Origin of the sequence: Bacillus sp. FDAARGOS_235, from assembly GCF_002073415.2 — a bacterium.
GTDB classification, from domain to species: Bacteria; Bacillota; Bacilli; order Bacillales; family Bacillaceae_G; genus Bacillus_A; species Bacillus_A toyonensis.
Genome location: NZ_CP020437.2, coordinates 2,020,966 through 2,044,937 on the forward strand (window position 1 = coordinate 2,020,966; position 23,972 = coordinate 2,044,937).

Sequence of the window (23,972 nt, forward strand, 5' to 3'; positions counted from 1 at the left end):
TAAATTTTCTTAACATAAATTTTTAAAACGCGCTTCAATTTTATCCGGCGTCATTACGCCACCACCAATAGGAATAATTTGATTATCCTTTTGTAAAAGTAATGAAGGGTAGCTATTAACACCAAGCTGTCGAACTTTATTGAAATCATTTTGGACATCTATTATTGTTTCTTGAGCGTTTAAACGTTCTAATACTTGTTCAAGGTCCAAACCATGCTCGATTGCAATCTTGCGATATGTTTCCGGATCACTCAGACTTCGGCCCTCATAATAAAACGCTTTTTGCATAGCCGAAGTGAATTCTAATACACGGTCTGGCGCTAATGAGCGTAAAGCTGAAAAACCAATTGCAGCATCTTTCGAATTCATTTTAAAAGTCCCTTCCTCCACCAATTTTTGATATGAAGGACCAAATTCAGCACCTGTAAGTTGATTAATTCTTTTATTTCCTTCTTCTATATATGAGAAGTTTTTCATTGGTAAATTATCTAAAAATAACCCTCCACATAAAACCGTTAATGGCACTTCAGTGTGGTTTTTGTAAAATCCTTTAATACTTTCTGAAAAACCATAGCACCATCCACAATATGCATCCCATACGTAAATAAGATTATCTTGTTTCGTCTCCATTTAAATCTCCTACCTTTTTTTATTATCCAGCTCAACTAAATTTTTGGTTTATATAAGTACATCTTTTTATACCTTGTTCTTTTTTAGATACCTTACTATATTTCCCCAAAACTAATATTTCCAAAGAAAGATCCACCAAGGTTTTTAACAAAAGATAACGTTGCACCTTATTGCCCCGTAACAGAAAATACTAAAGCTTGGAATATGCATTGATTTGAATGTGTTAGTAACTTTCTACACCGGGTGGCAACGTATGGACCACCATCCTTAATTAAATATATAAATCATATTTTTAGCAGCTATTAGTTGTAACTAAATTGATTACATCTTTATGTAACTATTTTAGTTACAACTAATATAGAAGTCAATTCTTTTTTCCGAAAACATTAAATTTCTACATTAATCTACAACCAATCCCACTCTTTACAAAAATATATCAACGATTATTCAATTATATCGATCGTAACTCCGAATATATCAACGTTTCGACACAACATATCGATTTACCGACAAATTTCGCGCGCACTACCTCCTAAACTACCAACCAATCCCACTACAGAGAAAAAAGCACCAGGTCCCCCCGATGCTTTCCACACTCTAAAACAAATGACAAGCCACCTGATGCCCTTTCGCAATCTCAACCATTTTCGGTACTTCCTGTGCGCATTTTTCAGTGGCGAATTTGCAGCGCGTTCTGAATTTGCAGCCGGATGGTGAGTTGAGCGGGCTTGGAACTTCACCTTGCAGAATGATTCGTTCTTTTCCTGCGTTTTTTGGGTCTGGTTCTGGCATGGATGAGAGTAGTGCTTGTGTGTATGGATGTGCCGGTTTTGTGTATAGGTCTTCGCTGTCGGCAATTTCTACTATGTTTCCTAAGTACATGACTCCGATTCGGTCTGATATGTGTCTTACCATAGATAGGTCATGTGCGATGAATAAGTATGTGACGCCTGTTTCTTCTTGGATGTCTTGCAGCATGTTTACGACTTGTGCTTGGACTGAGACGTCGAGTGCTGAGATTGGTTCGTCACATAGGATGAAGTCCGGTTTTACAGATAGTGCGCGCGCGATGCTAATTCGTTGTCTTTGGCCTCCGCTAAATTCGTGCGGGTAGCGATATAGGTGTTCTTCTTTTAGGCCAACTTTTTTGAGTAGGTCTAGAATGATTTCTTTTCTTTCTTCGGCTGTGTAAGAACCGTGAATGTTCATCGGTTCGCTAATAATTTGGAATACATTCATTGCCGGGTTTAATGATGCGTATGGATCTTGGAAAATGATTTGCATTCGTTTTCGATATTCTTTTAGTTCACTTTCCTTTAAACTTGCGATATCTTTTCCATCAAATAAAACGTTACCTGAAGTGACATCGTGTAAGCGAATGATACTTCTTCCTGTCGTTGATTTTCCGCATCCAGATTCTCCTACTAACCCGAATGTTTCACCCTTTTTAATAGTGAAGCTTAAGTCATCGACTGCTTTTAATTGCTCTGTTTTTCTGCCGAATAGTCCTTTTTTAATAGGAAAATACTTTTTTAAGTTCCGAACTTCAATTAAGTTTTCTTCATGCATGAAAATCACCTACCGCCCTATCGTTTAGCCAGCACATGGAACGTCTTTCGTTTCCGATTTCAAAATATGGTGGACGTTCTTTTTCACAAATGTCCATCGCATGCGGGCAACGCTCTGCGAACGGGCAACCTTGTGGTGGGTTTAATAAGTTTGGTGTTACACCTTGAATCGGAGCGAGTCTTTCTTTTAAGCCGTTCGCTATTTTGGGCAGAGAGTTTAATAGCCCTTTCGTATATGGATGATTCGGCGATTGGAAAATATCAAGTACAGGTCCTTCTTCCATAATAAGTCCGCCATACATAACGATAACGCGTGTACAGTTTTGTGCGACTATTCCTAAGTCATGCGTAATAAGAAGTAACGCCATGTTCGTTTCGTTTTTTAAGTTTTTCATTAAATCTAGTATTTGTGCTTGTATCGTTACATCAAGTGCTGTCGTCGGTTCGTCCGCAATGAGAAGGTCTGGATTACAAGACATCGCCATTGCGATCATAACTCGCTGCTTCATACCGCCGCTTAGTTCATGCGGATATTGTTTTACCCTTTCTTCTGGTGAAGAAAGACCGACTTGTTTTAACAAGTTGATCGCGATCTGCTCTGCTTCTTTCTTTTTCACTTTTTGATGTCGTATAATTACTTCCGTCATTTGCTTCCCAATTTTCACGACTGGATTTAGCGCCGACATTGGATCTTGAGAGATAAGTGAAATTTGATTTCCTCGAATAGAACGCAATTCTTTTTCAGATTTAGAAAGGATGTTTTCATTATGAAAAAGAATCTCTCCTTCTTTCACTTTCCCTGGCGACGTAACGAGAGACATAACGGACTTTGCCATTACACTCTTTCCGCTTCCAGACTCCCCAACGATACCGACTACTTCTCCTTTATTTAAGCGGAATGTAACGCCGCGAACTGCTTCAACTTCGCCACTTTCTATGAAAAAAGAAGTCTTTAAATTTTTCACTTCTAGTAGTTTTTCAGACACGTTTCTCACTCCTTTCACTTAACACGTTAGTTTTCATGTCCAGCTCCTTTTGGCGCGAAAGCTTTCTTAAGCGCTTCACCAATTACGTTAAAACTAAGTACCGTTAAAAGGATAAGAAATCCTGGGAAGAGTGTTAAATACCAAGCTTCACCAATATATCCTTGCGCATTGTTTAGCATGCTGCCCCAAGAAGAATCTGGTTCTCTAATACCTAATCCTAAGAAGCTAAGTGATGATTCCATTAAAATCGATGTCGCAATAGTTAATGTCGCGGCGATTATAATGGTTGATAAAATGTTAGGAATGATATGTCTTACAATTATCATGAGTGATTTTTGTCCTGATACTTTTGCGTATAAAACGTACTCTCGCTCTTTTACAGATAACGTTTCTGCCCTTACGATACGCGCAGTGTCCATCCACGTTAGTAATCCAATAATAAGAACTAACGTCGTAATTCCTGGTTTTAAATACGCATTTAATAGTAGCATTAAAAAGAATGATGGAATTGACATAAGTACTTCAACAACTCGCATTAAAAAGTTGTCTAACTTTCCGCCAAAATATCCGCTAATTGTTCCAACTGCAGTGCCGATTGTAATAGAAACAACCATCGCAAGGAAACCGACCGCAAGTGAAACGCGTCCGCCATATAACGCCCTCGTTAAGTAATCCCTTCCATAATCATCCGTTCCGAAAGGATGACTTAAACTCGGTTCTTGTAAACGATCTGGAATCGACATTTTACTAGGATCGTATGGCGATACGAATGCAAAAATTGATGCGATCGTTAAAACCGAAAGTATAATAACTCCCATTACTACAAACTTATTTTTTGTAAAACTACTTTTTATCGTTTGAAATCTCCTATTATTCATTCCAAATCACCCCCTCATGCGAATGCGCGGATCTACTACGCCATATAAAATATCAGCAATTAAGTTACCGAGAATTAACATGAATGATGATAGTAATGTAATTGCCATGATAATCGGATAATCAAATCTAAAAATAGCATTTACCCCCAGTGAACCAAGTCCTGGCCATGAGAATACTGTTTCCGTAATAAACGCTCCGCCTACTAAACTTGGAATCGATAATCCGAAAATTGTAATGATCGGTATTAATACATTTCGAAGTACGTGATTAAATAACACTGTTTTCTTTGAAGCGCCGTACGCATATTGAATTTGTACATATTCTTCTTCTAATTGCTGAATCGTACTTGAACGAATATATCTCATATAAACAGATACGTTTTGGAACGCTAGCACCATGCAAGGTAAAATGCCGTGTTGCACAATATCCCAGACAGAATCTTTACCTACGGTGCGCATACCCATACTCGGAAGTAGGTTCAATTTTAAAGAGAATAAGTAGACTAATAGTAGTGCAAACCAGAAAACCGGCATAGAAATACCAACGTATGAAATAAAGTTTATAATGCGGTCAAAGTATGAATTCTTTTTCACACCTGTAAATAATCCAAGTGGTATTGCGATTACGAATGAGACGAGTAAAGATGATCCCATTAACCCAATTGTTGCAGGTAACCTTTCTACGATAAGGTCTAAAACAGGACGATGGTTTTGAAGTGAGTAACCAAAGTTTCCTGTTAAAATGTTTTTCAACCATAAAAAATACTGCACGTAAATGGGTTGATCTAGTCCTAAACTTTTGCGAATACGCTCCACGTCAATTGGACTCATATTCGGCGTGACAAAGTTTCGAACCGGATCCCCTGGCGCTAATTTTATTAATAGAAAAGAAATAATAGAAATAACAAATAAAAGTGGAATTGCATTTAAAAGCCTCTTTGCAATTACTTTATACACAAACTTCCCCCCTCAGGATAAAGCTAAACTTTAATCAGCCTGCACCAATTAGGCTTTAACGGACAATCCGACGACTCCCGCCCTACTTCCTCGCATTCATCGAGTTTTGAAGCGGGAGTCTTACTGCCCGTTAAAGCGGGATAAAGAAGCTGATTTCCACCAGCTTCTTTACTGTTTCTTATTTCACTTCATAAATCTTAGATAGATCTTCAAACATTGTGACAGGAATTGCTTTCGCTTCTTTTAATCCATCAAACTTTTTATCTACTGCAATAACTGCTTTCGGATAAGCGATTGGTAGATAAGGTACGTCTTCTCTAGCTGTCTCTTGAATTTTATGGTATAGCTCTGCGCGTTTTGTTTTATCAGTTTCAACTGCAGCTTCTTCCCATAGCTTATCGAAGTCAGCATTTTTATAACGTGCATAATTGTATTCTGCATTACTTAAGAATAAGCTCTTATATGAATCTGGCTCAGGTCCCATAATGTAACCACCAAATGTAATGTCATATTCTTTATTCTCTTTATCTAAGCCTTTTTCGCTTGCCGCACTAGCATCTAATGCATTTAGTTCAACTTGTAAGCCAACTTCTTGTAATTTTTGTTGTGTATATAACGCTAAGCTTTCCATAATTTTATTATTCGTTACATACATAACTCTTACTTTTTCTTTATCTTTCACGCCAGCTTTTGCTAATAAATCTTTCGCTTCTTTTTTATCATACGTATAGTCTTTAATATCTTTCGCATAATACATAGCGTCTGGCGTTAAGATTGAATTTGCTGGTTCTGCAAATTCACCTGAAACGAATGCTGAGTTAATCATTTCTTTTTTATCTAACGCATGCGCAATTGCTTGGCGTACTTCTTTTTTCTTCATCAAATCTGTATTCATGTTATAAGATAAGTAGAATAATCTACCTTCAGGGAATGTCACCATTGAGAAGTTCCCAGTGCTATCTAATTTCTTAAAGTCTTGCGGCTCAATCATCTTCATGTTGATTTGACCATTTTGCAGTGAAACATTTGCTGTATTACGGTCTTTTACAACGCGGTATACGATAGAGTCTAATTTAGCTTTACCACCTACATAATCATCGAATCGATCTAATGCAACGTACTCATCTGATTTATACTCTTTAAACTTAAACGGACCTGATCCAACAGGCTGTAAGTTTTTCGTACTCTTCGCTAAATCTGCTTCCCCTTCAAATACATGTTTCGGAATTGGGAAGAAATCATTCATTACACCTTCGAAAGATGCACTTACTTGCGGTAAAACAAATTGAGTCGTTAACTCATCTACTTTTTTCACCTCAAGCGGTTTTCCTTTAAAAATAAAGTTTTCACGACTTGAGCTATTTTGCTTCTCATCTAAAATAGATTGGAATGTAAATGCTATATCGTCTGATGTAATTTTCTTACCATCATGCCATTTTAAATTATCTTTTAATTTCAACGTCCACGTTAATTGATCTTCTGAAGGCGTAAAGCTCTCAGCAAGAACAAACTTTTTCTTACCGTCTTCCATGTGATATAGCGGCGCATATAAAGCTTGCTGCACAGTTAATGACACACGATCGTTCGCATAAAGCGGATTCATCGTATCTGGATTATCGCTAACACCAATCGTTAACGCCCCTCCATCTTTCGGATTCCCTGACTTACTAGTGCCCGCTTGCTTCGAAGAATCTTTTTCCCCAGAACAAGCCGCTAATGCAATAAATAGTATTAGGACAAATGGTAATGCAAATAACTTCCGTTTCATCTTTCGGCCCCCCTCGAACTGTTTATACCCATAAGAAAACTCGGAATTAATCCCGAGTTTTCTTATAAGTTTTAAATTACCACTACCAGTATGTATTGTCAAACTTTTTCGCAAAGGTAGAAAGTTTGAAATCTATTAATAGAAACAAATACCTCCCACAAAAAAAGACCACCAAAAGGCAGCCTCAAAATTCAATCCTATTCCCTATCCCACGCTCCACCGCTTTCTCATACAAATACTTCGCAACGATAATATCTACTACGGCCAAGCCAACTGATTTGAAAATAGTAATCTCTTCCTCATTCTCTCTACCAGCTTTTTCACCGCTTATAATTTGACCAAGTTCGGCGTGTATGTCGCTAGCTTTAAATAAACCTTCTTTTATTGGCACTTGAAGATCGCCCGTTTCTTCTAATGCTGCTTCTTTTGATTCGACTACTACTTTGTTTGCGTTCGCGATGGCGTGAGATGGTAGTTCTTGCATGCTCGGTCTGAATGAACCGACGGCGTTTATGTGGACACCTTTTTGTAGTTTTTCTGAGAAGACTGGTGTAGATGCATTTGTTGTTGTGACAATGATGTCTGCTTCGCTTATCGCTTCATTTGGATTTCTATAAACGTAAGCAGGTTTGCCGAATGTCGTTTGTATATGTTGCACGAATGCATACGCTTTTTCTTCCGTTCGATTGTATAAAATGACCTTTTCGATATTTCTAACCGCTAATACTGCTTCTGCAATTCCTTTCGCCTGTTCACCGGTTCCAATAATACATAAAGTTTTTGCGTTATGACGAGCTAAATGTTTTGTTGCTACTCCTGATAAGGCACCTGTTCGGATCATCGTTAAGTACGATCCTTCTAAAAGTGCGAGTGGTTCTCCCGTTTGAAAGTCTGATAGCATTACAATCCCGTTTATCGTTTTCTTTCCTATCTTTTTGTTCTGCGGGGCGACTGTTACTACTTTTAAGCCGAGTGCCTCAAGTCCTTCCGCTACTGAAGGCATAATTAATGCCGTATTTTGTTCGCTTGCAAATGGTAATGAAGTACGTATTGGTGTGATCGTTCTTTCTGCGGAAAATTCTTGTAAAGCAAGCGCCGCGTATGCAATGACTTCGTTCATATTTACTAAGTTTCTTTGTTCGTTTGCGCTTATGACTAGCATATCTTTCCACCTCCTCCTTCTATCCTAACAAAAATCCCCGATTCAAATCATCTCTCGGATCTAATACAAACTGATGAAATCCTGTAATAAATGCCTGCCCGGTTACTTTCGGAACGATTGCTTCATATTGAGCTACCTCTGTTACAGATAATACTTCTCCCACAAAATGACCATCTGTGATACATTCGTGGATAAAAGTTTCTCCCTTTTGTAAGGCACCTTTTTCAAAAAGAGTTGCGAGTCTCGCAGAAGTTCCTGTGCCGCAAGGAGAACGATCTACTTGCCCGTCAGCAAAGATTGTCACATTTCGTAAAGTAGCATCTTTTTCTTTCGGTTCATCTGAGAAAATAACACCGTATATTCCTTTTAAACCTTCTTCCAATGGATGTTTTACTTCCATTTGACTTTCAATATCATGTTTAATTTTTCCGCCCCACGTTTGAATAGCAGGTAAGTCTTTGAAATCGACTTTCAAACCAAATTCTTTACTATCCACTACAGCATAAAAGGCTCCACCAAACGCGATATCTACTTGAAATTCATAGTTATCTATTTTGATAGGAACGTCTTTTTTATATACAAACGAAGGAACATTTTCAAATGATACTGACTCTACTTCACTCCCGTTAAACTTTGCGTACGCAATAACTTCCCCGGCAGGGCTATCAATAATGAATTTTTGCTTTTCACCAGTCACTTCAAACATACCTGTTTCAATTCCTACTGTAATAACAGCAATAATGCCGTGGCCGCACATCGTACTCCAGCCTTCATTGTGCATAAACAAAACACCAAAATCAGCGTGAGCACTTGCAGGCGGTGTAACGATACAACCATACATCCCGTGATGCCCTCTCGGTTCATACATAAGAATTTCACGAAGGTGATCCAAATGTTCCATACAGTATGCGCGTCTTTCTAGTTGCGTTTCTCCCTTTATCTCTGGCACGCCGCCCGTAATAATTCGAAGCGGTTCCCCAGCTACGTGCGCATCAATAGTTGTGTATATTTTGCTAACCTTCATTTCTATCTCTCCCCTATATATTAATACTATTTTCATTGCAAGTATCATGCCAACGGATAGAGTATAAAGTGAAACTTTAATCAGTAGGGAGTTTGTCCATCCCCGACTGATTATTAGCCCACACCAATCGGGCTTTTACGTGCAGCCCGATCCCCACCTAATTTCTTTGCTTTCGCTGAATTTTGAGGCGAGGGTCTTACTGCCCGGCGAATAGCGGAATAAATCTGTATACATTTTTCAAAAAAACATACACTACTGTCTACTTTTTTATACAGTAAACAGTTGGTGACTATTAGCCTCCAATTTAGCCCCACACTCACCAAACCTCAAAACAAAAAAAAACCCCGAAAACCCTGGGGGATCCATCAAACCCTCACCGCCACCAAATCCGGCACTTGCTTAGCAATTTCCTCACCAATCTTTATACTTGCCGTTGCAGCTGGAGATGGTGCATTACAAATATGTAGAGAATTGATGCCAGGAATAATGCAAAAGTCATCAACCATATTTCCGTTTGATAAAATAGCTTGTGCCCTTACCCCTGCATGTGTTGGCACGATATCTTTCTCTGTTAGTTCTGGTATGAGGCGCTGTAAGCTTTTTAAAAATGATTGTTTACTAAATGAGCGCACCATCTCTTTTATGCCTTCTTTCATATTTGGCATCGCCATTTTCCAAAAGCCTGTGTATGTCATTGTTTCCATGAAGTCTTTCATATTAAAGTCCGTTTTCGTATAACCTTCGCGCTTGAAGCTTACTACTGCGTTTGGTCCTGCATGTACGTCTCCGTTTATCATTCTTGTAAAATGAACACCTAAAAACGGGAATTCTGGGTTTGGAACTGGATAAATTAAATGTTTTACAAGATGGCGTTTTTCTGGGACAAGTTCGTAATATTCACCACGAAACGGAACAATTTTCATATCAGTTAATATACCTGTCTTTTTCGCAATGCGATCACTATGCAAGCCAGCGCAGTTAATGAGAAATTTCGTTTTAAATGTGCCTTTGTTTGTCTCAATTGTTACAGCATCTTTTTTCTCAGTAATACGCTCTGCGGTTGTTCCTAAGTGTACTTCACCGCCGCTTTCTTGAATTAAGCGAGCAAACGCATAACTGACTCCTTTATAATCAGCAATCCCGCAAGAAGGAACACGGATGGCCCCTAGTCCCTTTACATGAGGTTCAATTTCAGCTAATTCTTCCTTATCTATTTTTGAAATGTGTAAATCGTTTTGTAAGCCTCTCTCATATAAGTTATGTAAAAGGGGAAGTTCTTCTCTTTCTGTAGCGACAATTACTTTTCCGCACATGTCATAAGCGATGTCATTTTCTTTACAAAATTGAACCATAGCTGCATTTCCTTCTTTGGCAAACTTCGCTTTATAACTCCCTGGTTTATAATAAATGCCAGAATGAATTACTCCGCTATTATGTCCAGTTTGATGGTGTGCAAGTTCCTTTTCTTTTTCAATGATCGCGACTTTCGCACGAGGGAATTTTTTCGTTAAAGCCATTCCAGTTGATAGACCAACAATTCCTCCGCCAATAATTATAAAGTCATACACTCTAATTCCCCCTTAATCGTATAAAGTGAAACTTTAATCAGTGGGGTTTCGTCCATCCCCACTGATTATTAGTCTTCACCAATCGGGCGTTTACAGGCAGTTAATCTTCCACCTAACTTCTTTGCTTCAGCCGAATTTTAAGGTGGGAGTTTTACTGCCCGGCAAATAGCGGGATAAAAGGCAGGTCTATTCAAAAGACCTGCCGTACATATTATTTAGAAAAACAACCGCGCTGACGCATGAGTTCTCTATATAAATCTTTATTCTTCTCAAATGCAGCTCTTCCGTGCATCCAAAATAAATTGTTTAAAAGAACTAAGTCACCAACTGGTAATTTTAATGCATGTGTTGCCTGTGAGTTTTCAACTGAATAGGATAAGTCTTTCAAATAGTTTGCTTGTTCCATATTATCTGGATAAGCGAACTGATCAATAAAGCAAATACATGGTGCGTTATTTATATCAAAAAACGTTTCACGATAGACGATTTCTTGCGCATTTTTACTTGGTGGTGCTTTATACGTAATTTTAACAGATGCGAGTGAATGGTTTCTAAATTTTTGAAGATCTTCCCAATCGTCTAAATGTAGTAAACGAGATTCTCCTCCTACTGCATTTTGCTCTTCCATTTTCATCATAAGAAGCCAATCTGTCGGTTCATCAACGAATGTACCGTCCGTATGAAGTGTAAACAATCGGTACGCTTGACGAAGGTAAGAATCACTACTATCCGTATCTTTCACATTAAATCTTGCATAATACGTTCCTGTCATTGCATCGAAGTTTGGTGCCCCAATTAAATGTGTTATTGCTGTTGCAAATTTCACGTAATCTGCTGGATCTGCCGTTTCACCTTGCACCCCAATTGTAAATCCGCCCGTTTCACGGTCATGAATAATGCCGCGAATGTTATCCATAAATGATTGCCCAAAAATCTTTCTCATTCCATCAGCAAGATTAAACCGTAAATACGGAATGTATTGTAATGACTGCTCTGAATGCTCTTTTACCTCTTCAAAAAACTGCTTAAGCAATTGCTGATTTAACATAATATGATATAAACGTTTATGCTCCGGATGAGGAATAATTTCATAACCCTCATATTTTTTTGCAAACTTCATCTTCGTACTTTGTTCTGTAATAATCGACATTTCAATTCCTCCCTAAATGAAATATGAAGAACGTATTGACGCTTTTTACAGACAGTTATCCTTATCTTCTTATGCCGAGATTTGGTCTTACTGCCCTAACAGCAAAAAGCCAGTCATACGCACCACGACAGAAAATCGTAGAAACGTACAACTGGCTTATCATTACGAGTGTCTTTAATCTCTTAAAGTACAATAATAATAGACAGTTCATATGAAAACATGTGTAAACAGGAAAACAAGATCGAATTTAGAGAAGGCTAATTTCTCGAATGGACCTTATTAATTAAATAATAATTCTAAATATTCTAACTGTCAATTCGTTTTTTATTATTTCCTCGACATACTTTACACATTTTATAAATCCCCTTTTTTCGCTTCTTGTTTTACAACTTGAATTTCTTTTCACGTATTCATCTTACTTACTCCCAAATAAAATAAGCCAGTCGCATCTCTTTAAAGGAAATACAACTGGCTCTCATTTATCGTTATAAACTAGACATTGATTATAAATTTGTTTCCTCGTACTCTTCCACAGGCTTTTCATCATTTAAATAACTTACATATTGGCGATGCAAATCTTTGACCGCACTGACGATAGCATTTTGCGCTTTTCCTTGATAATGATCTGTAATATCTTGCACAATTTCTTCAATACCATCTCGTAAACTATGTCCTCTTAAAATTTGGGCGACGAAGCCTCTCCCGTGCTCTGTTGCAAGCGTACATGACGCTTCAATAATGACATGATATTTATGATCTGCTTCAATTGTAATTGTTAACGTTTCGTACATACTGCGAACCGCCATCCCTTTCGGAAGTCTCGAATGTCCAGCCATGAAAAAAGTTCCTTTGCGCATATTTCACCCTCCGTTACTATGTTAAAAGCCAGAAAAGCATCGTATACAGCTGCATTGAATTTTATTTACTCCCCTTATCCTTCTAGCTCGTACTCCTGCTAAAGAAGCTCAAGTGGAAAGAAGTTACTCTCTTCATTTTCAAATATAAATCCGGGCTTACAGCGAGGCTACTCACTGCCATCCGATACTAAATTAATCATAATGTAAATAAACTGAATATTCAATATTAATTTGATAAGAAAGTTCCAAATCCCCACAACATATACTGTTCAAAAGAAAAAAGGAAGTGGTCTCATGTATTACGGAACAAAAGGCTGGTACGTAGCTGAACTTAAAAAGTTAGGTGTCCGCTATCATGAAGGACGAAAACTAGAAAGTTACCGCGGACACGTATTGCGCAATTTATTAATCGCACAACAAGAGAAAACGAAAGAAGAGCAATCTAATATCGATTGATTCTCGAAATATATTAGCGGTTCAACATAGTATATCGACTTATCGACAAATCATCTCCCCATTCCACCAACCAATCACACATTCATACAAACCAAAAAGGCCACCCTAACGGGTGACCTTTTTTCTTATTCACAAACAAGAATTTGTCTAGAAAATGATCCTTTTCTTGTGATACAGCGGTCTGTAATTTCAAATCCCGCTTCATGAATCATGTCGTCCATTGTTTCCATCGTGACAACGACTACTTTTTTTGCGATACGGCGCGCACTTGAAAGAATCGAGAGTTGATCTTCTGGTGTTGCGTGCGTAAATAGGTCGTATGGCATATCGATAATTGCGACGTCGTAGTTCTCAGTAATTTCTTCAATTGGGCCTTTTGTTACTGTTCCTTCAAACCCGAAATGTGCGATGTTTTTTCTCGTTCCAAGAACTACAAGTGGATTTATATCTCTACCAACGATGTTAATCCCCATAGAAAGTGCTTCTACCACTACTGTTCCAATGCCACAGCACGGGTCAATTGCTCGTACTCCATCTGGGTTTGGTACAGCGATATTTGCGACAGCTCTAGCAACACGTGTGCTCAGTGATGTCGAATAGCTATGCGGTTTTTTTATGTGATGATACCAAACTGGATCACTTTCTACATAGTGCCCGAAGTACCAACGTCCTCCAAGAGGAACAATCCCGAATACGCGCTCTGGATTACGAACGTCTGCTTCTCCTTCAATATGCATACCGAGGTCTCGTTCAATAAGGCGTCTTTCCCCATATTCAATTTTATTTTCTTTACCAAGATCATTGATTTTAACGAAGATAACTTTGAATGTCGCTCCTGCTAAATCAATTTGTTCCACTTGTTCTAAAATGCTTTCTAAGTCGTCCCCTTCATACATAACCTCAACGCGCTCTTTAATAAACGGACTTCTACTCGGAGCAATCTTGACTTCACTTTTCAAAATATTAACGTGAGACTCCATCCCAAAGAACGAGCGCATTTCCAAGTAACATAAAGCACGCTCCTCTTCGCGAAACGCATACGTATATATACATGCAGGTGTTTTACTATGATTACTCAATCTATTATCATCCTTTATCGTTTAAAATTGTTATGATCACAATTACTCGAATATTTTTGTATATAAAATTAAATGATATCATATGCCGGAAATAAAGAGAAACCTTTCTAAATCCTTTCGCAAATAAAAGAGACTGCCTATTGGCAATCTCTTTATTTTTAATAACAAAAAGAAGATACATTCTGAGCTTGTTCTTCCTAGTAATCTAGCATACTACCATAAGTTGCTTCTCCTAATGTATCATTTGAAATTGTCCTTAACATATACATTCCCTTCCTCCAAAGGAAGCTTTTTCTGATCAACCCGTTTCGCTTTTCCCGTTTCAAGATCGGTTTGGAAAGTCGAAAAATACCACATTCCTTCTCCATTATCATAATTCCCAATAAGAAACTTCCCTTTATCTAAAGCTTTAAAACAAGTTCCTGTAATACCAAAATCATCTTCATCGATTTTCACTTCGAGCACTTTCCCTCTATGAATGTAAAAAGCTTTCACTGTTGAAAAATTAGAAGACTCACGTTGCAGTGCTACGAAAAAATCTGGTGTACCTTTACTTACAAATCCATTTTTTCTAGACGTATTAAATACAAACTCTCCAATTTTCGCCTCTTGCAAATATAATATCGCGCTTGTAGATTGTAAGGCAAGCTGATATTCACCTTTATATATTTGATCCCCTTCTTGTGCACCAACCCAAGGTTCTTTTTGCGCTTCATGTTGTTCATTATTCGAAAAAACATGCAAAGTATACGCTTCTCCCTCAGTAGAATTCATTAAAACAGTGTAGCGACTTTGCACTTGTGGATTTATTTGTGACCCTTGTATTTTTCTACTCTCTTTTTTATTCCCCTGGGTATCCTCTACCTTCGTCACTACTTTTTCATCTGAACCTTCTTGAGCACATCCACTTAACACTAAACTTACAACGATACTCCCCATCAATAATTTCTTCATCTTGCCCCCCTAAATGAAAAGCTGATTAAAAATAATATTTTTAATCAGCCCACTTTATTTTCTATGAAATTAGTCTTCAATTAAATTAGACATTACATACGCATATACTAATGATTCTGTATGTGCAATGGAACTCTCATGCGTACGTTCAAAAGCGTGAGAAGAATCAATACCGGCTCCAATTAATGCATGTTTCACATCAAATCCAGCGCGAATCGCAGCTGATGCGTCAGATCCGTAGTACGGGTAAATATCTACTTTATATTCAATATTGTTCGCTTTCGCAAGTTCAACTAAATGTTTACGTAATGCATAATGGTATGGACCACTAGAATCTTTTGCGCAAATAGATACTGTATATTCATCAGATGTTTGTCCATCACCTAACGCTCCCATATCAACTGCTAAATATTCTACAGTTTCTTCTGGAATGTTAGAGTTTCCACCGTATCCAATCTCTTCATTATTAGAAATTAAGAAATGCGTCGTATATGGTAATGTTACATTTTCATCTTGCAATCTTTTAATTAATTTTAATAGAATTGCTACGCTTACTTTATCATCTAAATGACGTGATTTTATGTATCCACTGTCTGTAATTTGAACACGCGGATCGAATGAAACGAAGTCTCCTACTTCAATTCCTAATTCACGTACTTCATCAGCTGAAAAGACACGCTCATCAATACGAACCTCAATATTTTTCTCATCGCGTTTCGCTTCACCTGCATCTTTATATACGTGTACAGATGTTTGATGCATTAAAATCGTTCCTGTATACGCCTTACCGCTTGACGTTTCAATTTCGCAATATTCCCCTTCTACAGAGTTCCAGCGAAATCCGCCAATCATAGATAAACGAAGACGACCGTCAGATTTAATTTCTTTTACCATCGCACCTAACGTATCAACATGAGCAGTTAATAAACGATGTTGATCATCATTTTTCCCTTTTACCGTTAAAATAAGAGCGCCTTTATTATTACGCTTCGTCTCTACGTTCCACTCACTCACATAGTTTTCAATGAAATTAATAATTTTCGCCGTATTTCCAGATGGACTCGGAATAGAGACAAGCTCCTTAATGAGTTCCATCGTTTCTTTCGTATGATGTGCCATTGTCGTTTCCTCCTCATTTTCTCTATTATTCAGTATACAAAATTTGCTATGAAACCTCTACTTATATGGTCTAATTTTCTAAATTATAGTAAAATTCTCTTTAGTATGTAAAAAGGAGCTACAAAATATGAATATATCAAAAAAATATATACACATTGCACTCATTTGGTTTTTAGCATCATTACTTTGTTTACAAGTTTCTTATGCCGTTCATACTACTACTACTTCTATTACAATCGGCTGGGGATTAACGGCTATCTTCTTCATTATTAGCTTCATTGCAGCAAAAAAGCATAGCGTTAGTGAGTAACGCTATGCTTTTCCTATAAAACTATTCTTCTGAAACATCTAATAAATAAATCCCTCTTTCAAATCCACCGTGCTCTTCTTTTTTTTGCTTACGAAGGCGTTCTACGTCTTCAATTGTTGCTCCTTCTGCACGCGCTAATGACATAATCACTTCCAGTGCATCCGCAAGAGAATCTAACGCATGTTCACGCTCTTTCATAGAAGCAAATTCACGAACTTCTTCCGTTCCAATTTTCGCTAAAGCTTGTATGTATGCTTGGCCTGTTAATTTTTGTGCTGTATATGTTTTTCCAGACATTAATATTTTCTCTGGAACATGGTCTCTTACTAACTTGTTATAAGTTGACATCATTCATCCTCCTATGTTCAATAACACCCGAGCTCTGCTTTATCCCGCATTAACGGGCAGTAAAACTCCCACCTCAAAATTCAGATGGGGCAAAGAAGTTAGGTGGGAGATCAACTGCCCGTAAACGCCCGATTGGTTCAACTAATAATCAGTGGGGGATGAACAAAACCCCCACTGATTAAAGTTTCACTTTATAGAAAAACCACTCTTTTTTCACACACGCACTTAACATATCAATTCCTGATCCGTGTGCCCTTACATGCGGGAAGAAATAGTGCTCTGATTTTTCTTCTTCATTACCATATAAAGTTTGGTACTCATCTGGAATCGCTTCTTTTTTCACATCTTTTTCTTTCGTCACCCCGCCAGAAAACGCAACACTTGGATGCCCTTCAAAAAATAATGCAGTTCGTACAGCCATAGATGGTGTACTGTGCAAAGCATAATATACAAACAAAATTATACCGGTAATACCTATAATTTTTTTCATGTATGACTCCTAAAAAAAAGTGCTAACACAATTATACTAAAATGTGTTAGCACTTTCTCCCTTTTATCCCGAATTAACGGGCTAATAATCAGTAGGAAGTGAGCAAAATCCCTCACTAATTAAAGTTTTACTTTATTCCCCTTTAAATGCTGGTAGACGTTTTTCTAAAAACGCAGCAATGCCTTCTTTATGGTCAGCTGTTTGTCTCATCGCATATTGACCGCGTTTTTCAAGCTGCAGCGTCTGTTCTAAATTAGAGCGATTGACTTCACATAAAATTTGCTTCGTTTGAATCATCGCCTTAACCGGTTTTTGTAACCATTCATTAATTTTTTGTTTCACAGCTGTTTGGAAGTCCTCGCTGATTACTTCATCAATTAAGCCGATATCTAACGCTTCTGTTGCTGATAATTTCTTGCCTTCCCAAATAATTTGCTTCGTCATATTTTCACCGACGCGCTTTTGTAGGAAGAAATGACCGCCACCATCTGGAATTAAAGCGATTCCAATAAAGTTCATCGCAATAACTGACGATATATCTGCCATCACATAATCAGCAGTTAATGCAATACTTAATCCAAGACCAGCAGTTGGTCCATGAATTGCACTAATCACAAGCTTCGGCATCGTATATAAAGTTACAACGACTTCAGAAATGGTATTCATAATACCGTCAAACTTGCTTTCATCATTACTTGAAAGCATCGATTTAATATCCCCACCCGCAGAAAAACCACGGCCGTTCCCGCATAGCACAACAATATGCGCAGAACTCTCCGCTACTTCTTTCAACTTTTGTAATAGCTCTTTTAACGTTGGCTCATCTAATGCATTTAACACTTCTGGGCGATTGACCATCACCGTTGCTACGCTTCCTTCATATTTCACAACCACAGATTCTGTTTTACTCGTTACTTCCATCATATACCCCTCTTTTCTACATAAAGATTATACTTATATAATTATAGAAAACAGGTAAAAAATCCTTCTTTTTTCTTAATTTTCTGTCTAATAATCTCGCAATTTGTATATATCCTGTATAAAACATACCATTTCGTTAAAAAATATAGCAATCAAAGTCGTTTTATCCATACCTTTCATCTATCTATCATTACAATGAAATAATGTCTTCTTGCATGTACTGCTTAAAAACAAATATTGAAATTCATTCGCCTTACTATAAAGTGAAGGCTTTTACGGTCCGCAGGGCTTCCACCTAACTTCTTTGCTCCAGCTGAATTTTGAGGTGGGAGTTTTACTGCGCGGTAAATAGCCGGATAAAAAGGTATTTATCCCCTCACTCGGGTGCTGAAATAAAAGAATGAAGAAATGGAGGAACATATGGTTAATAAGTTGAAACAGACGGATAACTACTTCCCACATTTCCTACTGCTATTCATTGTGTTTCAACCAATTTTAGATTTACTAACATCTTTTTCAATCTATGTATTACACATGAGCGCAACAGTCGGAATCGTAGTCCGTTTCGCCTTTATGCTTCTTGCATCAGGGTATCTACTTCTTCATCACAAACAACAAGGTGCGAAAAAATACATTCTCTACTTATGCTTACTTGGAACTGTACTCACAATCGGCCTTGTTAATAATTTAATGGTCAAATCTCCAGTTTCTTTCGGAGAAGAAGTGAAATTCATTTTAAAAAGTGTATATCCAATGGTACTACTGTTTGGGTATATTATTGCTCTTAAAGAGTTAAAAAATAACGAATATGCGTTTCATAAAATCATTATCTATTTCTTATATGCAACGTTAATTTTGAGTATCTCAATTATTGTGGCAATGTTGACTAGTACAGATTTCCCAAGTTATCCGAACTCAAAGATCGGTTCAAGGGGATGGTTCTTTGCTGGAAATGAGTTAAGTTCCATTTTCGCCATTACGTTCCCCATCGTTGTCTTGTACTCAATTCATAAAACAACTTCTTTCTCGAAAATCTATTACTGGATTCCAACTGTACTTGCGATGTATGCAAGCATTATGATTGGAACGAAAGTAGGCTATGGTGCCATTGTTATTACACTTGGTATCGCTCTTTTTTTCTTATTCATTGAATATATTATTCATCGTAAAAAAGAAGGAAAAGGATTCACATATCTTGTAAATACAATTGTTGTTGCTATCGTATTAGGAGGTATACTCATACTTACACCATATACTCCTATCGCCAAAAACATGAGCATCCATTTACAAATATATAAATATAAAAATCCAGTACAAGAAGGAGAGGTAACGAAAGAAGAACGTGAGCAGGGTGAACTAACAGACTCTGAAATGAAGAGTTTAATTTACAGTGATCGTGACAAGTTTTTAAACGTATACAAACAATACTATAAAGACGCACCACTATCTCAAAAACTATTTGGAATGGGCTACGCTGGTAACTATACAACTACACCTAAATTAGTCGAAATGGATTTCTACGACCTATTCTTTGCGTTCGGCATTGTTGGATTCCTTATGTATTTGCTGCCGCTTCTTTATTTCGGTATTAAAATATTCATTCGCATCATCACTAACTTCAAGAAACTATTAAATGTAAAACATATGCTACTAGCTAACACACTCGTCTTATCGCTCGGCATCGGCTTTATGTCTGGTCACGTATTAACAGCACCAGCCGTAAGTATTTTCTTCGTTGTTATACTTGCTTATATGATTGTTGACTTGGGAATTGAATAACAAAAAGAAGGTACTCTGAAAAGTCCGTTATACTGGATTTTCGAGCACCTTCTTTTTATTTCATTCGTGTTTTACATACTCTAAATTTTCTTTTGCGATATTTTTATTATACCGTCTAAACACCTAAAAACTTCAATTTCTCTTTCTGTTCGTCGTTCGCCATTACTACAATTGTTTTTTCAATACTTGGATGTACTTGTTCAAGCGTTACACTCGCTCCAGCTTTATTTGACTGCTCAACAAAATTTAATAATGCCATCGCTCCTGACACATCCATATAGCGCACATCTTTCATACGTAAAACAATCGGTGACTTCACATCTTGTAAAGTAGTAAAAATACGATCTACTGATAAGAAAGAGAGCGGTCCTTGAATCGTATACGTTGCTTCTCTTTCTTTTACAATCGAAGTTTTACGTTCTTTACATTTCACAATGTATAGGATGAAGGAAAGAATAATCCCGAATGCAACAGCGATCATTAAATCAAACTTCACTGTAACGATCATCGTTACGAGCATAACAATAACATCACCTTTTGGCGCTACATGCATTTTCTTCATGCTTTCCCAATCGAACATTCCAATACCCGTTAAAATTAAAATACCTGATAATACAGCAAGTGGAATGTATTGTACGACTGAACCGAGTCCCATAATGAAAATAAACAATATAACACTATGCATACTTGCCGAAAGCGCCGTTTTACCGCCACTTCTTATATTAACGATAGATCGTACAGTCGCCCCTGCACCTGCTAATCCGCCGAACAATCCGCTCATCATATTACCGATACCTTGTCCGACAAGTTCTTTATTACTTTTATGACGTGTACCTGTCACATTATCCATTACGACTGACGTTAATAAAGAGTCAATCGAACCTAATAAAGCAATACTAAGCGCTGGTAAAATAAGTTCTGCTAATCCTGTTCCACTTAAAGATGGAATATGAAGCGTAGGCATCGCTTCTGGAATCGTTCCAATCTTTTCAATTACTTTATTTAGTGAAAGATTTCCGATAATCGGTACCTTCACTGTAAGCCCTTCTAACAATGAAGAAAATAAAGGCAACAACGCAGTCACACCGACTAACGCAACTAAACTAGATGGAATGGCCTTAATCCATTTTCCAGAAACAATCATTACAATGATCGTTAATACTACGAGCAGAAAACTATTTTGCACGTGTTTTATTTCACCTAAAATAATAATCAATGCAATACCGTTCATAAATCCTGAAACGACAGGATACGGAATATATCGAACGTAAGAGCCTAGCTTACATACCCCGAATAAAATTTGAAAAAGTCCCGCCATCATAAATGCTATAAAACTCGCCTCTAACCCGTGCGTCGCAATAACTCCTGTCGCGATAACCGTAATCGGTCCAGTTGGCCCAGTAACCTGACCAGGTGTACCACCAAATAACGCTGCGAATAAACCTGCAAAAATGGCACCATACAATCCGACCAGTGCTCCTTCAGACGTTCCCGTTGCCGCAATACCAAACGCAATGGCAAGTGGCAACGCAACAATCGCAACCGTAAATCCTGCTAAACATTCCTTTGCAATTTTTTGAAACATAAAATAACCACCTTCATATAAAGTCCACGTTCCATTGTACACCTAAAAAGATTTATTCGTTAGCGTACTTTTTACAGTCTCGTGAAGTAAACGTATTCAATGAAAAGTTTCCCCCTTACCTTTGGAAACAATTGCAACTATGCTATAATGAACAAATTAAATCTTTTACTATATACTTGGAGGCACTATGCTAACTTTTGAAGAAAAATTATCGATCATTGAATCTTTCCCTGAATTAGAAAGAAAGAACGTATCATTAAAACGCGTAAACTTTCACTTTGAAGAAAGTCGTTTAGATAAAAAGAACGTTGTATATCATTTACACCCAAATGGAAACGGATTTGTATATGCAAGCGGTATTAAAGGTTACAAAACGGACGATAAAGGTATGATTAACATCCGTGAATTTTCAGCGGAAGAATTACGTTCAGTAATTGAGCAATCAATTGAACTATTATCACAAGAAGAAGTAGTAATCCCTGCAGAACCTGCGAAAGAAGAAGAATGGCATAACGAAGATGGTCATATTCTTACTCTTATATCAGAGGATGACATGTGGAACGTTTATGCTGGCGTAAACTTAGACGGTACATTCAACTCTTATCCAGAAGCAGCGGAATACCTTGATGAAGAAGGTTTTTCACGTAAATAATAAAAATGCCTTTCCAAATTGGAAAGGCATTTTTATTATTTTTTCGTACCTTTTAACGACTCTCTCAACACAAATTTCTGCAGTTTCCCACTCGCATTACGAGGAAGTTCATCCACAAATAAATAATGACGTGGGCGTTTATAATCTGCTAATTCATCACTTTCTTTACAATACTTTTCTAAATCAGCTTCTGTGATTGTTTCATCTTTCTTTACAATAACGGCTACAACACGTTCTCCCCATAATTCATCAGGTTCACCAAGCACTGCAACATCTAATATACCAGGGTGACTATGGAGGTAATCTTCAATTTCACGAGGATAAATATTTACACCACCGCTAATTACCATATCATCCACGCGATCTGCAACGAATAAATAGCCGTCTTTATCAAAGTAACCTAAGTCACCTGAATGATACCATCCTTTATACAGCGATTTTGTGTTTGCTTCTTCACGATTATGATAGCCAGCCATCATAGTCGGACCGCGCAAAATAATTTCTCCCACTTCATAAGGAGGTAATACATCATCTGGCTCTGCAGGTGCATCTTCGTTCGGCTTTACAATACGAATTTCATGGCTAAAACATGGCGTCCCTGCTGAACCAGCTTTCGTAATTTGATCCTCTTCCACGAGAAACGCAACAACTGGCCCCATTTCTGTCATTCCGTATATTTGGACGAGATCAATATAAAGACGTTCTTTACATTCCTTCACTAAAGCCGGTGCCATTGCTGCTCCGCCATATATACCAATTTTCATCGAAGTTAAATCATATTGGGATAAATCTTTTTGCAGCAACATATTCCACATCGTCGGTGCTGCAAAGAACGTTGTAATCTTCTCTTCTTGAATCGTATGTAATACTGTTTCAGTATCAAAGTGATGCAAAATAACATTCTTTCCGCCAACTTGAATGCGCGGTATAATCCCAGCATTCAACTCACCACAATGATATAAAGGTGCTACTACAAGCCCGACACTATCCCTGTTATATTTTAAGAAATACGTACAAATCATACTATGCTCAGTCATTTCACGATGACGATGCAATACGCCTTTCGGATGCCCTGTCGTACCGCTCGTATAAAGCATAGAGCAATAATCCATTTCATCAATTTCGATATCTACTTTCTCAGAAGATGCTGCATTTACTTTTTCATGGTAGGAGCTTGCATAGGAAGGTTTATCGTCTTCTACATACCAAAAGGATGTATTTGGAAAATCCCTTTCAATCATAGCAACAGTTGACTCAACTGCTTTTTCAAAGACAACTACTTTCGAGGATGCGTCCTGAAGAATATAAGATACTTCTTTCGCTTTTAAGCGGAAATTAATTGGATTAAAGATTGCACCAATTTTTGCACAAGCTAAGTAAACGTTTACAAATTCACGACAGTTATATAAGTAAACAGATACACAATCTCCCTTTCTTACTCCCTCTTCTAATAGAGCGTGCGCCGTTTTATTTATTTGTTCATCCCACTGTTTATACGTCCAGCGAATATTTTTTTCTGGTTCCACTAACGCCTCTTTATTCGGATACTTACCAACAGATAAATCAAAAATTCTCCCTATCGTCATGTACATGCCAACAATTTCCCCCTTTTCTCTTTCATAAATCTATCATTTCGTCTATAAGTAGACATTGTCCTCTATAAAATTGACTAATTTTTCTGATTATTATCGACATAGTTTTACAAATGGAGGTATGTTTTTATTCACTTCT

Annotated in this window: 23 protein-coding genes; 4 read left to right on the forward strand and 19 right to left on the reverse strand. The window is 37.5% G+C overall.

Annotated features, from left to right (window positions below; genetic code table 11):
- Nucleotides 1–9: 9 nt before the first annotated feature.
- The 11 genes from A6J74_RS12290 to A6J74_RS12345 form a co-directional block, all read right to left on the reverse strand.
- Nucleotides 10–630, reverse strand: a complete 621-nt coding sequence (locus A6J74_RS12290) for a DsbA family protein (protein ID WP_000448627.1) — start codon at nucleotides 628–630, stop codon at nucleotides 10–12.
- A 597-nt stretch (nucleotides 631–1,227) separates the two neighbouring features.
- A complete protein-coding gene (locus A6J74_RS12295; RefSeq protein WP_000544139.1) occupies nucleotides 1,228–2,199 on the reverse strand; it encodes an ABC transporter ATP-binding protein in 972 nt (323 codons plus the stop codon).
- Nucleotides 2,192–3,184 carry an ABC transporter ATP-binding protein gene (locus A6J74_RS12300; protein ID WP_001291157.1) on the reverse strand — a complete coding sequence of 331 codons (993 nt, stop codon included), beginning with the start codon at nucleotides 3,182–3,184 and terminating at the stop codon, nucleotides 2,192–2,194. The genes A6J74_RS12295 and A6J74_RS12300 overlap by 8 nt, the downstream gene beginning before the upstream one ends.
- A 26-nt stretch (nucleotides 3,185–3,210) precedes the next feature.
- Nucleotides 3,211–4,062, reverse strand: coding sequence for an ABC transporter permease (locus A6J74_RS12305; protein WP_001065314.1), 852 nt, complete (start codon nucleotides 4,060–4,062; stop codon nucleotides 3,211–3,213).
- A gap of 6 nt (nucleotides 4,063–4,068) precedes the next feature.
- A complete protein-coding gene (locus tag A6J74_RS12310) occupies nucleotides 4,069–5,019 on the reverse strand; it encodes an ABC transporter permease (protein WP_000278775.1) in 951 nt (316 codons plus the stop codon).
- A 178-nt stretch (nucleotides 5,020–5,197) separates the two neighbouring features.
- Nucleotides 5,198–6,787, reverse strand: a complete 1,590-nt coding sequence (locus tag A6J74_RS12315) for an ABC transporter substrate-binding protein (RefSeq protein WP_000823569.1) — start codon at nucleotides 6,785–6,787, stop codon at nucleotides 5,198–5,200.
- Between the two features lie 184 nt (nucleotides 6,788–6,971).
- Nucleotides 6,972–7,949: an ornithine cyclodeaminase family protein gene (locus tag A6J74_RS12320; protein WP_000960300.1), complete on the reverse strand. Its 978-nt coding sequence runs from the start codon at nucleotides 7,947–7,949 to the stop codon at nucleotides 6,972–6,974.
- A gap of 19 nt (nucleotides 7,950–7,968) precedes the next feature.
- Nucleotides 7,969–9,021, reverse strand: a complete 1,053-nt coding sequence (locus tag A6J74_RS12325) for a proline racemase family protein (protein WP_002038054.1) — start codon at nucleotides 9,019–9,021, stop codon at nucleotides 7,969–7,971.
- A gap of 317 nt (nucleotides 9,022–9,338) precedes the next feature.
- Nucleotides 9,339–10,541, reverse strand: coding sequence for an L-2-hydroxyglutarate oxidase (lhgO, locus tag A6J74_RS12335; RefSeq protein ID WP_000271847.1), 1,203 nt, complete (start codon nucleotides 10,539–10,541; stop codon nucleotides 9,339–9,341).
- Between the two features lie 211 nt (nucleotides 10,542–10,752).
- Nucleotides 10,753–11,691: a glutarate dioxygenase GlaH gene (glaH, locus tag A6J74_RS12340; RefSeq protein ID WP_000022843.1), complete on the reverse strand. Its 939-nt coding sequence runs from the start codon at nucleotides 11,689–11,691 to the stop codon at nucleotides 10,753–10,755.
- Nucleotides 11,692–12,194: 503 nt separating this feature from the next.
- Nucleotides 12,195–12,548 (reverse strand): DUF3870 domain-containing protein, encoded by a 354-nt coding sequence (locus A6J74_RS12345; protein WP_001225458.1) that lies wholly within the window; start codon nucleotides 12,546–12,548, stop codon nucleotides 12,195–12,197.
- Nucleotides 12,549–12,773: 225 nt separating this feature from the next.
- On the opposite strand from A6J74_RS12345, the gene A6J74_RS12350 reads away from it, so the two are divergent.
- On the forward strand, nucleotides 12,774–13,004 hold the full coding sequence (locus A6J74_RS12350) for a YflJ family protein (RefSeq protein ID WP_100064179.1): 231 nt from the start codon (nucleotides 12,774–12,776) through the stop codon (nucleotides 13,002–13,004).
- A 125-nt stretch (nucleotides 13,005–13,129) separates the two neighbouring features.
- Here the strand turns inward: A6J74_RS12350 and A6J74_RS12355 are convergent, their stop codons facing one another.
- The 3 genes from A6J74_RS12355 to A6J74_RS12365 all read right to left on the reverse strand — a co-directional run bounded on the left by A6J74_RS12355 (nucleotide 13,130) and on the right by A6J74_RS12365 (nucleotide 16,156).
- Nucleotides 13,130–14,083, reverse strand: coding sequence for a TRM11 family SAM-dependent methyltransferase (locus A6J74_RS12355; protein ID WP_000064982.1), 954 nt, complete (start codon nucleotides 14,081–14,083; stop codon nucleotides 13,130–13,132).
- A 240-nt stretch (nucleotides 14,084–14,323) separates the two neighbouring features.
- The gene (locus tag A6J74_RS12360; RefSeq protein ID WP_000735163.1) at nucleotides 14,324–15,037 is read right to left on the reverse strand and encodes a hypothetical protein; all 714 of its coding nucleotides are present in this window, start codon (nucleotides 15,035–15,037) and stop codon (nucleotides 14,324–14,326) included.
- 69 nt (nucleotides 15,038–15,106) lie between these two features.
- On the reverse strand, nucleotides 15,107–16,156 hold the full coding sequence (locus tag A6J74_RS12365) for a M42 family metallopeptidase (RefSeq protein ID WP_000930089.1): 1,050 nt from the start codon (nucleotides 16,154–16,156) through the stop codon (nucleotides 15,107–15,109).
- Between the two features lie 127 nt (nucleotides 16,157–16,283).
- Here A6J74_RS12365 and A6J74_RS12370 point away from each other — a divergent pair, with 127 nt between their 5' ends.
- Entirely contained in the window at nucleotides 16,284–16,466 is a 183-nt protein-coding gene (locus tag A6J74_RS12370) for a hypothetical protein (RefSeq protein WP_001027089.1), read from the forward strand.
- A gap of 21 nt (nucleotides 16,467–16,487) precedes the next feature.
- Here A6J74_RS12370 and A6J74_RS12375 read toward each other — a convergent pair whose 3' ends face one another.
- The 3 genes from A6J74_RS12375 to A6J74_RS12385 form a co-directional block, all read right to left on the reverse strand.
- Nucleotides 16,488–16,814: a nucleoside triphosphate pyrophosphohydrolase gene (locus A6J74_RS12375; RefSeq protein ID WP_000109205.1), complete on the reverse strand. Its 327-nt coding sequence runs from the start codon at nucleotides 16,812–16,814 to the stop codon at nucleotides 16,488–16,490.
- 178 nt (nucleotides 16,815–16,992) lie between these two features.
- Complete coding sequence (locus A6J74_RS12380; RefSeq protein ID WP_000720137.1) at nucleotides 16,993–17,304, reverse strand: hypothetical protein; 312 nt, start codon at nucleotides 17,302–17,304, stop codon at nucleotides 16,993–16,995.
- Between the two features lie 132 nt (nucleotides 17,305–17,436).
- Nucleotides 17,437–18,225 (reverse strand): enoyl-CoA hydratase, encoded by a 789-nt coding sequence (locus tag A6J74_RS12385; RefSeq protein WP_000454188.1) that lies wholly within the window; start codon nucleotides 18,223–18,225, stop codon nucleotides 17,437–17,439.
- 420 nt (nucleotides 18,226–18,645) lie between these two features.
- Here A6J74_RS12385 and A6J74_RS12390 point away from each other — a divergent pair, with 420 nt between their 5' ends.
- Nucleotides 18,646–20,004, forward strand: a complete 1,359-nt coding sequence (locus A6J74_RS12390) for an O-antigen ligase family protein (protein ID WP_000247544.1) — start codon at nucleotides 18,646–18,648, stop codon at nucleotides 20,002–20,004.
- A gap of 115 nt (nucleotides 20,005–20,119) precedes the next feature.
- Here A6J74_RS12390 and A6J74_RS12395 read toward each other — a convergent pair whose 3' ends face one another.
- A complete protein-coding gene (locus A6J74_RS12395; protein WP_000486660.1) occupies nucleotides 20,120–21,589 on the reverse strand; it encodes a SulP family inorganic anion transporter in 1,470 nt (489 codons plus the stop codon).
- A gap of 187 nt (nucleotides 21,590–21,776) precedes the next feature.
- On the opposite strand from A6J74_RS12395, the gene A6J74_RS12400 reads away from it, so the two are divergent.
- Nucleotides 21,777–22,241, forward strand: a complete 465-nt coding sequence (locus A6J74_RS12400; RefSeq protein WP_000955010.1) for a hypothetical protein — start codon at nucleotides 21,777–21,779, stop codon at nucleotides 22,239–22,241.
- A 35-nt stretch (nucleotides 22,242–22,276) separates the two neighbouring features.
- Here A6J74_RS12400 and A6J74_RS12405 read toward each other — a convergent pair whose 3' ends face one another.
- Nucleotides 22,277–23,833 carry a fatty acid--CoA ligase gene (locus A6J74_RS12405; RefSeq protein ID WP_000281987.1) on the reverse strand — a complete coding sequence of 519 codons (1,557 nt, stop codon included), beginning with the start codon at nucleotides 23,831–23,833 and terminating at the stop codon, nucleotides 22,277–22,279.
- Nucleotides 23,834–23,972: the final 139 nt, after the last annotated feature.

What these genes read in the sequence shown, in the direction of transcription:
- A6J74_RS12390 (WP_000247544.1), top strand. Translation starts at nt 18,646, where the DNA reads ATGGTTAATAAGTTGAAACAGACGGATAACTACTTCCCACATTTCCTA.
- A6J74_RS12375 (WP_000109205.1), bottom strand. Translation starts at nt 16,814, where the DNA reads ATGTCAACTTATAACAAGTTAGTAAGAGACCATGTTCCAGAGAAAATA.
- A6J74_RS12315 (WP_000823569.1), bottom strand. Translation starts at nt 6,787, where the DNA reads ATGAAACGGAAGTTATTTGCATTACCATTTGTCCTAATACTATTTATT.
- A6J74_RS12345 (WP_001225458.1), bottom strand. Translation starts at nt 12,548, where the DNA reads ATGCGCAAAGGAACTTTTTTCATGGCTGGACATTCGAGACTTCCGAAA.
- A6J74_RS12400 (WP_000955010.1), top strand. Translation starts at nt 21,777, where the DNA reads ATGCTAACTTTTGAAGAAAAATTATCGATCATTGAATCTTTCCCTGAA.
- A6J74_RS12290 (WP_000448627.1), bottom strand. Translation starts at nt 630, where the DNA reads ATGGAGACGAAACAAGATAATCTTATTTACGTATGGGATGCATATTGT.
- A6J74_RS12325 (WP_002038054.1), bottom strand. Translation starts at nt 9,021, where the DNA reads ATGATACTTGCAATGAAAATAGTATTAATATATAGGGGAGAGATAGAA.
- A6J74_RS12380 (WP_000720137.1), bottom strand. Translation starts at nt 17,304, where the DNA reads ATGAAAAAAATTATAGGTATTACCGGTATAATTTTGTTTGTATATTAT.
- A6J74_RS12365 (WP_000930089.1), bottom strand. Translation starts at nt 16,156, where the DNA reads ATGGCACATCATACGAAAGAAACGATGGAACTCATTAAGGAGCTTGTC.
- A6J74_RS12370 (WP_001027089.1), top strand. Translation starts at nt 16,284, where the DNA reads ATGAATATATCAAAAAAATATATACACATTGCACTCATTTGGTTTTTA.
- A6J74_RS12395 (WP_000486660.1), bottom strand. Translation starts at nt 21,589, where the DNA reads ATGTTTCAAAAAATTGCAAAGGAATGTTTAGCAGGATTTACGGTTGCG.
- A6J74_RS12320 (WP_000960300.1), bottom strand. Translation starts at nt 7,949, where the DNA reads ATGCTAGTCATAAGCGCAAACGAACAAAGAAACTTAGTAAATATGAAC.
- A6J74_RS12360 (WP_000735163.1), bottom strand. Translation starts at nt 15,037, where the DNA reads ATGAAGAAATTATTGATGGGGAGTATCGTTGTAAGTTTAGTGTTAAGT.
- A6J74_RS12295 (WP_000544139.1), bottom strand. Translation starts at nt 2,199, where the DNA reads ATGCATGAAGAAAACTTAATTGAAGTTCGGAACTTAAAAAAGTATTTT.
- A6J74_RS12405 (WP_000281987.1), bottom strand. Translation starts at nt 23,833, where the DNA reads ATGTACATGACGATAGGGAGAATTTTTGATTTATCTGTTGGTAAGTAT.
- glaH (WP_000022843.1), bottom strand. Translation starts at nt 11,691, where the DNA reads ATGTCGATTATTACAGAACAAAGTACGAAGATGAAGTTTGCAAAAAAA.
- A6J74_RS12305 (WP_001065314.1), bottom strand. Translation starts at nt 4,062, where the DNA reads ATGAATAATAGGAGATTTCAAACGATAAAAAGTAGTTTTACAAAAAAT.
- A6J74_RS12385 (WP_000454188.1), bottom strand. Translation starts at nt 18,225, where the DNA reads ATGGAAGTAACGAGTAAAACAGAATCTGTGGTTGTGAAATATGAAGGA.